This is a genomic window from Horticoccus luteus (assembly GCF_019464535.1).
In the GTDB taxonomy this organism is placed as follows: domain Bacteria; phylum Verrucomicrobiota; class Verrucomicrobiia; order Opitutales; family Opitutaceae; genus Horticoccus; species Horticoccus luteus.
Map to the genome: position 1 here is coordinate 2,513,285 of NZ_CP080507.1, position 13,837 is coordinate 2,527,121.

The 13,837-nt window shown below is 63.5% G+C and carries 13 protein-coding genes; 11 read left to right on the forward strand and 2 right to left on the reverse strand.

The window, feature by feature from the left end; all coding sequences use genetic code 11:
- Nucleotides 1-62: 62 nt before the first annotated feature.
- Together K0B96_RS10415 and K0B96_RS10420 are read left to right on the forward strand one after the other, a co-directional pair.
- Nucleotides 63-1,280: a rhamnogalacturonan acetylesterase gene (locus K0B96_RS10415; protein ID WP_220160842.1), complete on the forward strand. Its 1,218-nt coding sequence runs from the start codon at nt 63-65 to the stop codon at nt 1,278-1,280.
- A gap of 5 nt (nt 1,281-1,285) precedes the next feature.
- Nucleotides 1,286-2,152: a 2-dehydropantoate 2-reductase gene (locus K0B96_RS10420; RefSeq protein ID WP_220160843.1), complete on the forward strand. Its 867-nt coding sequence runs from the start codon at nt 1,286-1,288 to the stop codon at nt 2,150-2,152.
- 2 nt (nt 2,153-2,154) lie between these two features.
- Here K0B96_RS10420 and K0B96_RS10425 read toward each other — a convergent pair whose 3' ends face one another.
- Entirely contained in the window at nt 2,155-3,468 is a 1,314-nt protein-coding gene (locus K0B96_RS10425) for an oligogalacturonate lyase family protein (RefSeq protein WP_220160844.1), read from the reverse strand.
- Between the two features lie 162 nt (nt 3,469-3,630).
- Here K0B96_RS10425 and K0B96_RS10430 point away from each other — a divergent pair, with 162 nt between their 5' ends.
- The 9 genes from K0B96_RS10430 to K0B96_RS10470 all read left to right on the forward strand — a co-directional run bounded on the left by K0B96_RS10430 (nt 3,631) and on the right by K0B96_RS10470 (nt 12,558).
- Nucleotides 3,631-4,983: a Gfo/Idh/MocA family oxidoreductase gene (locus tag K0B96_RS10430; RefSeq protein WP_220160845.1), complete on the forward strand. Its 1,353-nt coding sequence runs from the start codon at nt 3,631-3,633 to the stop codon at nt 4,981-4,983.
- A 32-nt stretch (nt 4,984-5,015) separates the two neighbouring features.
- Nucleotides 5,016-5,717, forward strand: a complete 702-nt coding sequence (locus K0B96_RS10435) for a DUF6250 domain-containing protein (RefSeq protein ID WP_220160846.1) — start codon at nt 5,016-5,018, stop codon at nt 5,715-5,717.
- Between the two features lie 134 nt (nt 5,718-5,851).
- Complete coding sequence (locus K0B96_RS10440) at nt 5,852-7,330, forward strand: sugar ABC transporter ATP-binding protein (protein WP_220160847.1); 1,479 nt, start codon at nt 5,852-5,854, stop codon at nt 7,328-7,330.
- Nucleotides 7,327-8,262, forward strand: coding sequence for an ABC transporter permease (locus K0B96_RS10445; RefSeq protein WP_220160848.1), 936 nt, complete (start codon nt 7,327-7,329; stop codon nt 8,260-8,262). Before K0B96_RS10440 ends, K0B96_RS10445 begins: the two co-directional genes overlap by 4 nt.
- Complete coding sequence (locus tag K0B96_RS10450) at nt 8,255-10,321, forward strand: substrate-binding domain-containing protein (RefSeq protein WP_220160849.1); 2,067 nt, start codon at nt 8,255-8,257, stop codon at nt 10,319-10,321. Before K0B96_RS10445 ends, K0B96_RS10450 begins: the two co-directional genes overlap by 8 nt.
- 426 nt (nt 10,322-10,747) lie before the next feature.
- Nucleotides 10,748-11,254: a hypothetical protein gene (locus K0B96_RS10455; RefSeq protein ID WP_220160850.1), complete on the forward strand. Its 507-nt coding sequence runs from the start codon at nt 10,748-10,750 to the stop codon at nt 11,252-11,254.
- Nucleotides 11,255-11,322: 68 nt separating this feature from the next.
- Nucleotides 11,323-11,487, forward strand: coding sequence for a helix-turn-helix domain-containing protein (locus tag K0B96_RS10460; RefSeq protein WP_220160851.1), 165 nt, complete (start codon nt 11,323-11,325; stop codon nt 11,485-11,487).
- Nucleotides 11,484-12,020: a hypothetical protein gene (locus K0B96_RS10465; RefSeq protein ID WP_220160852.1), complete on the forward strand. Its 537-nt coding sequence runs from the start codon at nt 11,484-11,486 to the stop codon at nt 12,018-12,020. The genes K0B96_RS10460 and K0B96_RS10465 overlap by 4 nt, the downstream gene beginning before the upstream one ends.
- A complete protein-coding gene (locus K0B96_RS10470; protein ID WP_220160853.1) occupies nt 11,917-12,558 on the forward strand; it encodes an integrase core domain-containing protein in 642 nt (213 codons plus the stop codon). The genes K0B96_RS10465 and K0B96_RS10470 overlap by 104 nt, the downstream gene beginning before the upstream one ends.
- Before the next feature lie 118 nt (nt 12,559-12,676).
- On the opposite strand, the gene K0B96_RS10475 is transcribed toward K0B96_RS10470, so the two are convergent.
- Complete coding sequence (locus K0B96_RS10475) at nt 12,677-13,618, reverse strand: transposase (protein ID WP_220160854.1); 942 nt, start codon at nt 13,616-13,618, stop codon at nt 12,677-12,679.
- Nucleotides 13,619-13,837: the final 219 nt, after the last annotated feature.

Sequence of the window (13,837 nt, forward strand, 5' to 3'; positions counted from 1 at the left end):
CGCACGCTTGATTCCGCGCACCGTTGCGCCGGCGCGCTCACAACACGTCACCTTTCTCAACCGTGAAAAAGCTCCTGGCTCTGCTGCTCTTGCCATTTCTGTCCGCCCACGGAAACCCGCGGCACTTTGACCTGAGCAACCGGACGCCGGATGACGCGTTCAGTGCCTCACGCGGTTTCGGTTACGATCTGGGCACCGCCCCCACGCCCGACAAACAGCCGTTTTTCTTTTCCGTCGCCGTGCCCGAGGGAAACTACCGCGTTACCATCACCTTCGGCGGCCCGACCGCCGGCGACACCACGGTCAAAGCCGAATCGCGCCGGCTCATGCTCGAACACGTGCTCACCGCTCCCGGCGAAACCGTGAGCCGTGACGTCATCGTGAATGTGCGGACGCCCGCCCTTCCGCCGCCCCCGCCCAACGCCCCCGGCGGCACCGCCGTTGCCCTCAACGATCGCGAGCACGGTTCCTTCACGTGGGACGCGAAACTCACGCTCGAATTCGACGGCGCCCCGCTCGTGCGCCGGATCAGCGTCGAACCCGTCGAAGTGCCCACCGTATTTCTCGCCGGCGATTCCACTGTCACTGATCAACGCTGGGAGGACGGCGCAAGTTGGGGCCAGATGCTGCCGCGATTTCTCACCGGCGTCGCGGTCGCCAACCACGCCGAATCCGGCGAGACGTTGAAGTCGTTTCTCTCCGAGCTGCGCCTCGCCAAAATCCTCTCGCAGCTCCAGGCCGGCGACTACCTCTTCATCCAATTCGGCCACAACGATGAGAAGAAAAACTGGCCGCAAACCTACGTCGAGGCTCACACCACCTATCAGGCTTACCTCCGCGTGTTCATCGCTGAGGCGCGTCTCCGCGGCGCGATGCCCGTGCTCGTCACGTCGATGCAGCGCCGCACCTTCGACGCCCACGGCAAAATCAGGAACACGCACGGCGATTACACCGCAGCCGTGCGCGCAGTCGCCGCAGAAGAACACGTGCCGCTCATCGATCTCGATCGCCTGAGTGTCGCGTTTTATGAAACGCTCGGCCCCGCACGTGCCCATTTCGCGTTCGGCAATCACGGCAGGGAAGCCACGCATCACAACAACTACGGCGCCTACGAACTCGCCAAATGCGTGGCGCAAGGGCTTCGCACCGCGGACCTGCCGCTCGCCGCCCATCTCGCGCCCGATTTCACCGGCTTCGACCCCGCGCAACCCGACGATCCGCAGTCGTTCCACCTGCCCGCCAGCCCGCTGCACAGCGACGTCCGCCCGCGCGGCAACTGATCGCCATGCCGCGTGTCGCCATCATCGGACCCGGCGCCATCGGCGGAGTGCTCGCAACGCATCTGATGCAAACCGGCCGGCACGACGTTGTCCTGTGCGCGCGCCGACCGATTGAAGTGCTCACCGCGGAAACAGCGGACGGCCCGCTCTCCGTCCGCCCCCGCGTAGTCATCAGGCCCGACGCCGCCCCGACCGTCGATTGGGTGCTCGTCACCACCAAAAGCTACGACGCCGCCGGTGCCGCCGCGTGGTTTGGTCCGTTGTGCGGTCCCGCAACAGTCGTGGCGGTGCTGCAAAACGGTGTGGAGCACCGCGAACGCTTTCGCGCGTTTGTGCCTGCGGACCGCTTGCTGCCCGTCGTTGTCGACCTCTCGGCGGAGCGCATCGAACCTTCCCTCATCCGGCAACGCAGTCGCGGCTTGTTGACCGTCGCCGACGATCGACACGGCCGCGACTTCACCGGCCTGTTCGCCGACACTACGATTGCGACCTGTCTGACCGACGACTTCAAAAGCGCCGCGTGGCGCAAACTCTGCGTGAACGCCGCGGGCGTCGTCTCCGCCCTGCTGCTGCGGCCGGCCTGTGTCGTCCGCGACGAGCAAGTCGCCCAGCTCGCGCGCGCGATCGTGCGCGAAACCATCGCCGTGGGCCGCGCCGAAGGGGCGATTTTGCCGGATTCACTAGTGGACGACGTGATCGCCCGCGAGCAGGCCGCGCCGCCCAACGCGATCAATTCCCTGCACGCCGACCGCGCCGCCGGTCGTCCGATGGAGGTCGATGCGCGCAACGGCGTCATCGTCCGCCTCGGCCGCAAGCACGGCATCGCCACGCCTTGCAACGCGATGGCGGTCACCCTGCTCACCGCGATGTAAGCTCACTTCGCCTTCGCAATCTCGACCGCATACACCTGCGTCGCGCCGTGCATGTTCGAGCGGAAGATGAGCCATTTCTGATCCGGCGAAAACGTGACGTTGGGCTCAAGTTTGTAGTTGTGGCTCGACAGGTTGACCATTTTTTCCGCCACCAGCCGTCCGGGATGAATCAAACCCGCCGCGTTGGGCGCTTTGATGCCGGCGACATCGGGAATACCGTGCGGGCGAAACAGGTAGAGCCATTTGCCATCAGGCGCGTGCGCCACCATCTCGCGGTCTCCACCGTCGCCGGCGAACAACGTGCCGTCCGGTGAGACGTTGAAGTGCACCGACCATTCGTTGCGATCGAGCGCATACCACGTGCGCCGGCCCGTCGCCACGTCGTAGCCCGCCACCCAGAAGACTTCGCCGCGCGGCGTCTGCAAGTCATACCAGATGGTTTTGCCGTCCGCCCCGAACCACTCGTGGCCCCAGATTTCCATGTTCATGGTCCGCGTGTGCACCTTCGTCAGGCCCGTGCCATCCGTGCGAATGGTCCAAAGTCGATCCACCTCGTGCCACGGCCCCTCGTGGCAAAACATCAGCAAACCCGGATCCGTCGGCGAAAATTGGAGATGGTTGAGCCACTCGCTCTCCCGGTGAATGACGCGCACTTCGCCCGTCGTAAGATTGAGGGTGAAGAGCGACCGCGGCGGCTCGGCGTGAATGCGCGCGAGTTGCTCGTGCAGGCGGTATTCCTTCGCCTCGGCAAACACCATGGGCGTGCCGTCCGGCCATTTCGCCGTATACTCCGCCTGCCCAATCGTGCGCTTCTTGTCGGTCTTGTCCGCCGCCCCTCCGCGCTGCCAGCCGTGCTCTTCATCGACGGCGGAAAAAGTCCCGGCCATCAAGGTCTCGTCGGCGTTGACGGTGGCCACGCCGCCGCGCGGCACGCGCACGAGTTTGCGGATCGCCTTGGTTTCGGGGTCCGCCGCGTAGATCCAGTTTTCCGCGCCTTCGCGTTTCGAATAATAAATCGCGCCGGTTTTGTGCCCCACCACAATGACGGTGGCGGGTGCCGGCACCACAAGTTCGATCGCCCGCGTGGCCAGATCGATCGTCGAGATGCCGCTCGGCGAAGTCACAATGAGTTTTCGCCCATCGGGCGTGTAGGCGTTTTGGTTGAAGTAGAGACTGTGCGTGCCGGGTTCGCGGGAGAGCTGCACCACGCGATGACCCGTCGCCGGATCGACCCACTCCGTGGGAAACTCCGCTGCCGTGGCGGTCGTCCCGGCCGTCAACAGGATCAGCAGGAAGGGTAAAAGAGAATTTTTCATGATCGGGAGGGAAACGGTTTTCACGAACGGACGCGTGACGTTGCCGCAAATTTTCGTGCTTGAGGAGTGCCGACATGCTCGGACGGTCCGACGCATTTGACGATTGCGCCACCCCTCGCCGGACGGATTTGTTGGGTCCCCGCCACCGCGCGGATTTTCACCATGCCACCCCAACGCTTCGCGTTCGTCGGCACCGGCGGCCGCGCCATGAGTTTCATCGAGCCGCTCGTCACCACCTACCGCGCCACCAACGAGCTCGTCGCGCTCTGCGACCTCAGTCCTGCTCGCCTGGCTTATTACAACGGTTTGCTGGCCGGCGCCTGGGGCTATCACGCCGTCCCCGCGTATCCCGCCGATCGTTTCGACGCGATGCTGGCGGAGACCAAGCCCGACGTCGTCTTCGTCTGTTCCAAGGACAGCACCCACCACGACTATATCATCCGGGCGCTGCTCGCCGGCTGCGACGTCATCACGGAAAAACCGCTGACCATCGACGCTGCGAAATGCCAGGCCATCCTCGAAGCGCAACGCGCCTCCGGCCGCCGGGTGCGCGTGGCGTTCAACTATCGCTGGGGGCCTTTCCGCACCAAGGTCCGCGAACTCCTCGCCGCCGGCACCATCGGCCGCGTGCATTCCGTGAATCTTGAATACCTCCTCGATACCAATCACGGCGCCGACTACTTCCGCCGCTGGCACGCGCACGCCGCCGATTCGGGCACGCTCCTCGTGCACAAAAGCACGCACCATTTCGATCTGGTGAACTGGTGGCTCGATGCGATCCCCGCCCAGGTTTTCGCCTATGGCGATCTCGTCTTCTACGGTCGGAGAAACGCCGAGGCTCGCGGCGACGGCCACCTCGCCGCCTACCCCCGCTACACCGGCGAACCGCGCGCCAAGGGCGATCCCTTCCGACTCGACCTCGACGAAAGCGAATCCTTTCGCGGCCTCTATCGCGCCGCCGAGGCCGACTCCGGCTACCTGCGCGATCGCAACGTGTTTCGCGACGACATCGACATATTCGACCAGATGTCGCTCAACGTCCGCTATCGCACCGGCGAAGTCCTCACCTACTCGCTCACCGCCTACAGTCCGCGCGAAGGCATGCGCGTGACGATGAACGGCGACCGCGGCCGGCTCGAATACAGCGAGTTCATCGGCACCCACATGAATCGCGCCGTGCGCCCGGGTGACTTCAAAATCGAAGACCAACCCGGCGCCGAGGCCGAGGGCGAGTCCATCCGCATCTACCCGCATTTTCAGCCCAGCTATCTCGTGCCGCTTCCCCCGGCGAGCGGTGCCCATGGCGGCGCGGACGCGGTGCTCTGTCACTCCTTTTTCTCGCCCGATGCCCCCGCGACTGACCCGTTTCAACGCTTTGCCGGCCACGAACAAGGCGCCGCGTCGATCCTCGTCGGCATCGCGGCCGTCGAATCCATCAAACGCAATCTGCCCGTCAATCTCACCGACCTCGTGCCGCTCGTCCCCGCCGCCACGAAACTGAGCGAACTGGTGTAGACGCGCTTCCTTCCCCGCGCATCCTCATTCCCATGCCCCTGCGTTACCTATTCGCGACCTTGCTGCTTGGCACCCTCGCGCACGCCGCTTCCGATGGCACTGTGCCGTTTACCCCCGACCTGAACGATTGGCTCGTCGAACAAATGCCCGGCGGTCACGTGACGGTCGCGAACGGCGCGCTCGTGATCGAGGACGTCGATGGCTGCACCGTCTGGTATCGGCATCGGCTCGTCGCGCCAGTTGAGATCACCTACGATGCCGAAGTCGTCATGCACGGCGGCCCGTGCGACCGCCTCTCCGATCTCAACTGCTTCTGGATGGCCGACACGCCGCGCGAACCCGCGGGCTTGATCGCCTCGACCGCGCATCGCACCGGACGCTTTACCGATTACGATTCGCTCGCGACCTACTACGTCGGTTACGGCGGCAATGAAAACACCACTACGCGCTTCCGCCGCTACACCGGGACCGGCGCACGGCCGTTGTTGCCGCAACACGACTTGCGTGCCCCCGCCATCTTGCTGACCGCCAACCGCGTTTACCACCTCAAGCTCGTCGCGCGCGATGGCCGCGCCGAATTCTGGCGCGACGGCGAACGCATCTTTTCCTACGCCGATCCCGCTCCGTTGCGCTCAGGCTACTTCGGTTTTCGCACGGTCAAGAGCCACCTGATCATTCGCAACGTGCACATCACGACCGCCGGCGACGAAACCCTCGCGCCCCACGCGCGGTGAAATTCCTCGCGCCCGCCGCGTGGTTCAAGAATGTCGCCGCGCCCCGTCGAGCTCCGAGCGCCGCGGATTGACTGACTTCGCCCCGACCTGAGGAACCCACTGCCGCCGGACAATCTTCGCGCCTCCGTTTTCCTGTGCTTCTCGCGCTCAACCACATCTCCAAAACCTACCCCGGCGCTCGCGCGCTGCGCGACGTGCAGTTCACGCTTCGCCCCGGCGAGGTGCACGCGCTGCTCGGTGAAAATGGTGCAGGGAAGAGCACGCTCATCAAAATTCTCACCGGCCTTGAGCCCGCCGATCCCGGCGGCGAATTCCGCGTGGCGGACCAGCTGATCACCGAGCCTACGCCCCGCCACATGACCGCGCTGGGCCTCGCCGCCGTTTACCAAAACCCCACATTGTTCAATGAGCTCTCCGTGATGGAGAACCTTTGTCTCGGTGAAGACGGCCCGGTGATTTCGTGGCGTGCCCGCCGGGCCCTGGCGCGCAGCCGGCTCGACCGCATCGGCGTCACCCTCGATCTCGACCGCCCCGTGCGTTCCCTGCGCATGGCCGAAAAACAACTCATCGAAATCGCGCGCGCCCTCGGTCGCCACGCGCGCGTGCTCATCCTCGACGAACCCACCGCCGCGCTCTCCCGCGAAGACGCCGACCGGCTGCTCGACCTCGTGGAGAAACTTCGCGCCGACGGCTCCGGCATCCTCTACATTTCTCACCGGCTCGAAGAGGTTCTGCGCATCGCCGACCGGTTCACCGTGCTGCGCGACGGCGCGTGGATCGGCTGCCACCCGCGCGCCGACGTGGACCGCGCCCGCCTCATCCAGCTCATGGCCGGCCGCGAGCTCACCGAATTGTTTCCCAAAACACCGGTGACGCCCGGCAACATCGCCCTCGAAACGCGCGGCCTCACTTGTGCGGCGACCGGCGTGCGCGACATCAATTTGACCGTGCGGCGCGGCGAAATCCTCGGGCTCGCCGGTCTCGTCGGCGCGGGCCGCACCGAATTGGCCCGCACTCTCTTCGGCCTCACGCCCGCGACCGCCGGAGAGATCCTCCTCGACGGAAAATCCGTCACGGTCCGCTCTCCCTCCGAAGCTATTGCGCACGGACTCGCTTACGTGCCCGAGGACCGCAAAGCGCACGGCGTGATCGAAGATTTGTCGATCGCGGAAAATATTTCCCTCGCGCAACTTCGCCGCGAGGGAGGCCTCTGGTTGCACGACGCTCGCGAGCGGGCCATCGCCGCCGATTACTCGCACCGTCTCGGCGTAAAAGCGCCGTCGCTGCACACGCCCGCTCGCGCCCTGTCCGGCGGCAACCAGCAGAAAGTCGCCCTCGCCCGCTGGCTCGCCACTCATCCGCGCGTGCTGATCCTCGACGAGCCCACGCAAGGCATCGATGTCGGCGCGAAGGCGGAACTTCACCGCCTGATGGGCGAGCTGGCCCGGCAGGGCCTCGCCCTCATCCTCATCTCCTCCGAACTTCCGGAACTCCTCGCGCTCGCCGACCGTATCGCCGTCATGCGCGAGGGCGGTGTGGCCGGCGTGCTCCCCGCTGCGGGCGCGACGCGCGAACACGTGCTGCAACTCGCCATGACGAAAGTCTCCGCGTGAAATCCGCCCAACGCGAACTCGCCCTCCTCGGCGCCATTCTCGTGCTCGGCCTGCTGCCGCTCTTCGGCGTGCCGGGTTTTTATACCGTGGCCAATCTGCGCAACCTCGCGCTCGACAACGTGCCCGTTCTGGTCACCGCGATCGGCATGACCGCCGTCATCATCGTTGCGGAAATCGACATCTCGGTCGGCTCGGTCTTCGTCGTTTGCGGCGCCCTCGCCGGCCTGACCGCTCAAGCAGGACTGCCGATGCCGTTGGTCGTCGCCACCACCCTCGGCGCCGGCGCGCTCTTCGGCGCCGTCAACGGTCTGCTCGTCGCCTGGGCCCGCGTGCCGTCGATCATCGCGACGCTCGGCACCATGGCGATCCTCCGCAACGGCATCATCCACGCGACGGGCGGCGCGTGGATTCAAAATCTGCCCCCCGGATTCCAATGGTTCGGCCTCGGCCAAAACCTCGCGCAACCTGTCTATCTCATGCTCGCGCTCGCCCTCGTTGTCGCGGGTGTCTGGACGCTGCGGCAGACGTCGCTCGGCCGCTCGCTTTATGCGGTCGGTTGCGACCGGGTGGCGGCGCGGCGCGTCGGGCTCAATCCGCCCGCCATCATTCTCGCCGCGTTCGTTCTCCTCGGCACGCTCACGGCGATGGCCGCGTTGTTCAACTTCACGCGTTATCCCACCATCGAAACCAACGCCGGCGTGGGCTTCGAGCTGCAGGTCATCGCGGCTGTCGTCGTCGGCGGCACGGCAGTCACCGGCGGCCGGGGCAATCTCCTCGGCACGCTCCTGGGCGTCGTGCTGCTGGGCATGATCGGCACCGTGCTCACGTTTTTGCACATCAACCCGGCGTGGGCGCAGGCGATCGAGGGACTCATCATCCTCGCCGCCGTCGTCAGCGACACCGCGTTTGGGCGGGACCACGCGCATGACTGAGACCGCTACCGCTCGCCCGCCTTGGCTGGCCCGCTGGTGCCCCAACGCCGAATGGGTGCTGTTGGTCGTGTTGGCGCTGGAGATTTCCGTCTTTGGACTGACCGCGCCCCATTTTTTCACGACCAACAACGCATTTGATCTGGTCCGCCAGGCCGCCGAGATCGGACTGCTCGTGCTCGGCCTCACGCCCGTGATCAAAACCGGCGGCATCGATCTTTCGGTCGCTTCCATGATGGGCTTGGCCGCCGTCGTGCTCGGCGGCGCCTGGTCGGTCCTCGGACTTCCCCTCGGCGCGGCGCTCGTCGTTACCCTGCTGCTCGGAGCCGCGGGCGGCGCGTTTCACGGCCTGCTCATCACCCGCCTCCGCGTGCCGCCGCTCATCGTCACGCTCGGCACTTTCTCGCTCTATCGCGGCCTCGCTGAGGCGATGACCGGCGGTTACGCCAGCTACTCGGGTTTTCCGACATGGTTTCTCAACCTCGGCCAAGGTCGCGTCGCCGGTTGGGTGCCCGCGCAACTGCCCTTGTTCGCAGCCGTATTCGCCGGCCTCTGGCTCATGCTGCACCGCGCGAAACTTGGCCGCGAAATCGCCGCCCTCGGCTTCAACGCCGCCGGAGCGCGCTTCGCGGGCGTCCGCGTCAACCGCGTGCTTGTCCGCGCCTACGTGATTTGCGGCCTCTGCTCCGCGCTCGCCGGCCTCATTTACGTCGCCCGCATCGGCCAGGCCAAGGCGGACGCCGGCTTCGGCTACGAATTGCCCGCGATCGCCGCCGTCGTGCTGGGTGGCACGTCCATCATGGGCGGACGCGGCACGCTCCACGGCTCGTTGCTCGGTCTGCTCTGCCTCGTCGTGTTGCAAAACGGCCTGCGCCTCGCCGGTGAACCCGAGGAAATCGCCGGCTTGGGCGCCGGACTGATTCTTCTGGTCGCCATCATTCTCAACCAGTCGTGGACGCGGATGCGCCGCACCCGTCAGATTTCCTTGCTCCGCCCATCGACCCCACTTGCTCCGGAGGAATTCCACATGAAAAACAGCCAGATCGCCCTCCTCGTCGCCGCGATGTTTGCGGCCGCCCTCCTCGTCGCCGGGAGTAACTGGTGGCTCGTTCGCTCGCTGCGCAGCGTCGCCGCCACCCGCACCGCCCCCGCGCCCGCCAAACTTACGATCGCCGTCACGCCAAAAACCACCACCGATCCTTATTTCGTCACCTGCAAAGAGGGCGCCGACGAAGCCGCGCGCGAACTCGACGTCAATCTCCTCTGGAACGGCCCCATCACCGGCGATCCCGCCGCCCAGAACGAAATCGTCAACGGCTGGATTACCAAGGGCGTGGACGTGATCGCCGGCGCGCTCGTCAACCCCGCCGCCATCTCGTCCGTCCTGCGCAAAGCCCAGAACCAAGGCATCACCGTGCTCACTTGGGATTCCGACGCCGAGCCCGACGCGCGCGAATTCTTCGTTAACCAAGCCACCGCCGAAGGCATCGGCTCCACCCTCGCCGACGAAGGCGCCCGCCTCGCCGACGGCCAGGGGCAATACGCCATCATCACCGCGACCCTGACTGACACGAACCAGAACGAATGGATCAAAGCCATCAAGGCGCGCATGGCGGCCGCGCATCCCGGCATGACCCTCGCGACGATTCATCCCTGCGACGGCCAGCGCGACAAAGCCATGACCGAGGCCCGCAACATCGTGCAGGCCTACCCCGGCGTAAAAGTGCTCATCGCCATCTGCTCGCCCGCCGTCCCCGGCGCCGCCGAGGCGCTCAAGCAGGCCGACAACCACAACGTAAAACTGACCGGTCTTTCCACGCCCAACCTCTGCCGCGATTACCTTCACGAAGGTTGGGTGCAAAGCATCGTGCTCTGGAATACCCGCGATCTCGGCTACCTCACCGTGTACGCATCCGCGGCGGCCCGCGAAGGCCGGCTCAAGCGTGGCGACACGAGTTTCACCGCCGGCCGGCTCGGCCCACTCAAGGTGGACCGCGACCAAATCCTTCTCGGACAACCTCTGGTCTTCACCACGGCCAACATTGATCAGTTTCACTTTTGAGCCCGTCGGCGGCCCGTACTGTTATGTTTCGACGCCGCTCGCTCCCGCCGCGCGATCGCAAAAAAGCCGGGCTCTTCCGGGATCAACGGGCGTGCCATGTCTCCCACGTCATCGATGGCCTTCGTTCCGTCGACTACATATTACAAAGCCTGACCCCATTCGACTCGTTCCCCATTCGACTCGTTCCTGGGGGTCGACGATGTTTGTGATTGATGGCAAAAAATACTTCGGAGGTGATGTTAGCTATTATTTTCAAGGAATGGCAAGTGCAGCTCGCGGATGGAGTAGCCCAAATACGAGAATGATAGTGTGGTATAATACCTTTAAGCATCAGCCACGCAGGAGCGATGAGGCAGTGCTAGGTCTTGTAAAGTGGTCGGAGAGAGGTTTTGAGTTTTACAACTCGCGATATAGAAAGTGAAAGCGATGAAAAAATTAAATTTAATGGGATGGTTTCTAATTGCTATATTTTTTATAGCGTTAGCAATAGTGGGTGCCGATGTTTACTTGTCGTTTACGCGAGAAAGGAGGGAATGTCGTAAGTTGATGTCAGTGGTTTCGAGCATAGGTGTTAAGTCTTACCTTTTGCAGTGGGTAGATAAAAATGCCAATATCGCTGGCGTTGAAAAATACACTGTGTCATTACCAGGAAGTCTCAGTAACGTAATATTAGATCGACCGGTGGACTGGCAGTTTTTGCACTTTCGGGCAGAGCAGTCGAAAGTTGCTTTGATCGGGCGTCATAATAAGTATGAAGCCGCTTTTTTCTATGAGGGTCGCCGTAGTGGAATTTTGGTGCCATTTAATCAAGAGCTTGGAGATGTTACAAAATATTTTGTCGATAAGTGGGGAGAAAAAATAGATAGTCGCGTTTATATAATTTGCGACCTAGGAGATTACGATCAGGAGGATAGGAAAAGCGGCAACCAATAGCGGGCGGGTATGATCCGGAGTGATAGGTGACAGATTATCCGGGGTGATGGGTTACACTCTGCGGCACTATGCCGTGGAAAACCACCACCCCAATGGAAGAGATCATTCGTTTCGTCAGCTTGGCGCAGACCGATCGGTTCACGATCACGGATCTGTGCGAGCAGTTTAACATCAGCCGGAAGACGGCCTATAAGCATTTGGAACGCTACGCCGAAGGCGGCCTGCGGCTTTGAGCCCGCGCAGCCACCGCCCGCACCGTTTTCCGCAGCGCACGGACGCGCAGATCGAGAAGCTGGTCCTGGCGGAGCGTCGCCTGCACCGGACCTGGGGGCCGAAAAAGATCCAGGACTTGCTGGAGACCAAGCACGGGGTGGAACGGCCACCGGCTTGCAGCACCATCGGCGAGATCCTGCGGCGGCACGGGCAGAGCGTGAAGCGCCGCCGTCGGCCCGGGGTTTATCCCGCCCTCAACCAGGCGCTGACGGTGCCCAATCAGCCCAATCAGGTCTGGACCGTGGACTTCAAAGGCTGGTTCCTGCTCGGCAACAACCAGCGCTGCGATCCGCTGACCATCTGCGACCGCTACAGCCATTACGTCATGGCGGTGCGGGGCCAGCCCGACCAGCAGTTCCGCCGGACCCTGGGCGACCTTCCGGGCGCTCATGCGCCAGACCGGCCTGCCCGAGATCATCCGGGTGGACCTTGGATCGCCCTTCGCCTCGACCGGGCTGGGCCGGCTCTCCGCCTTGAGCGTGGGGTGGATTGAGCAGGGCATCGAAGTCGAGTTCACCCGCCCGGCCTCGCCACAGGACAACGGCTCGCACGAGCGCATGCACCGCGATCTCAAGGCCGAGGCCACCCAACCTCCTTCGCCCACCTTCACCGCCCAGCAGCGCCGCTTCGAGCGCTGGCGGCACACCTACAACCACGAACGACCGCACGAGGCGCTGAACCTGCAACGTCCGGCCGAGGTTTACCGTCCCAGCACCCGACGCTTGAACGAGCACGACAAACCCATCGTCTATGCCCCGGAGTTCGAGGTGAAGGTGGTCAGCACCAGCGGCCATGTCGCCCACGAAGGAAAGAACTACCACCTCGGCGAAGCCTTCGCCGGCAAACGCGTGGGCCTGCGCCGTGCTCCCGACGGCCAGACGGAACTGCATTTTGCCAATATCCTGCTCGGCCATCTGCGCTTTGATGCCGAAGGTGGCCGCTTCAAACCGACCGCCTACGTCGCTCCCTTCCGCCCGATCCATCCAGAAAAGGGAGGGAGCCAAGCCCCCTCCCTTAAACCCTCCCCTTAAATATACTTGGCCTCCAACCCTCCCAACCTATCAACAAAAAGTGTCACCTATCACTCCGGATAGTTTGTTACCTATCACCGGGTACCGGAAAAGGGGGTCTGGCTTTGTAGTTTGTAGTTCATGCCAGTTGCTTGCTCAATCGCACATCCGGGTTTCGTTTCCAACGCCCAACCTGACGACTGACTTCGTGCAGGCCTCCCATATTGAGGGCCTCTCCCAGCCAGCGGTTGGTCGCCGTCGTGCGGTCTTTCATCGCCGCCGCCAACGCGGTTTTCCAAACCGCTGATTTCCTTTCCTGCTCCACGTCCGCGGGCCCGCGTTTGAGTCTGGCCAGCAAGGCCGCTAACTCTTCCTGCCAAAGCGCCTCGCGGGTCGCCTTCATTTCGGCGGCCATCCGCCGTCCCTGCCCCACCAGAGCCCGGTGCTCCTGCAGGACTGCTTTGGCAAAACTCGTGGTTCCCACGATCCACCCTTTCGACATCTCGGCAAACCTCTGCTCCTTCTGGGCCGGTTCATCCTCGGCGAGCCAGTTCAGATATCCCAGGTATTTCTTCCGCCCGGCGGCGGTGTCCGCAAGGGATCCGGCATGCGTCAACGCCGGTTGCGGATCATACCAGTCGGGACGTTTTTTCGAATTCATCAACCAGTGCAGGCTCGCCCAGGGATATTCGGTCAGGTCGGCGACGTTTCGCAACCCGGCGCGGACGGGATTGAGATGGATGTAATGACAAAGCGGGCCGAGCCCGGCGTCGGGATCGACGATCAAACTCTTGTAACGACCTTGGAAAAGATGGCCACGTTCCTCACGCAATCGGTTGAACCGCACCGCGAAGGTCCCCTGCAACCAGCGCATCCCTTCCACCAAATTGGCGGCGGGCGTGGAGACCGCCAGATGGTAGTGATTCGACATCAGGCACCACGCATGCACCTGCCAGCCCGTTTTGGCACAGGCTTCATCCAAACACGTCAGGAACGCCGCCCGGGTCTTTTCACTCCGAAAAATATCCGCCCGGTAATTGCCCCGGTTGATCACATGATAAACCCCCGCCTCCGATTCCATCCGCAATGGTCTCGCCATGCCCACACTCCATTAATGGCTTTCGCCCCGTCAACTACATATTACAAAACCTGACCCTTGACCGGTGCCCTCCGCGCGATCGCAAAAAAGCCGGGCTCTTCCGGGATCAACGGGCGTGCCATGTCTCCCACGTCGTCGATGGCCTTCGTTCCCTCGACTACATATTACAAAGCCTGACCCCATTCGACTCGTTTGACCCCA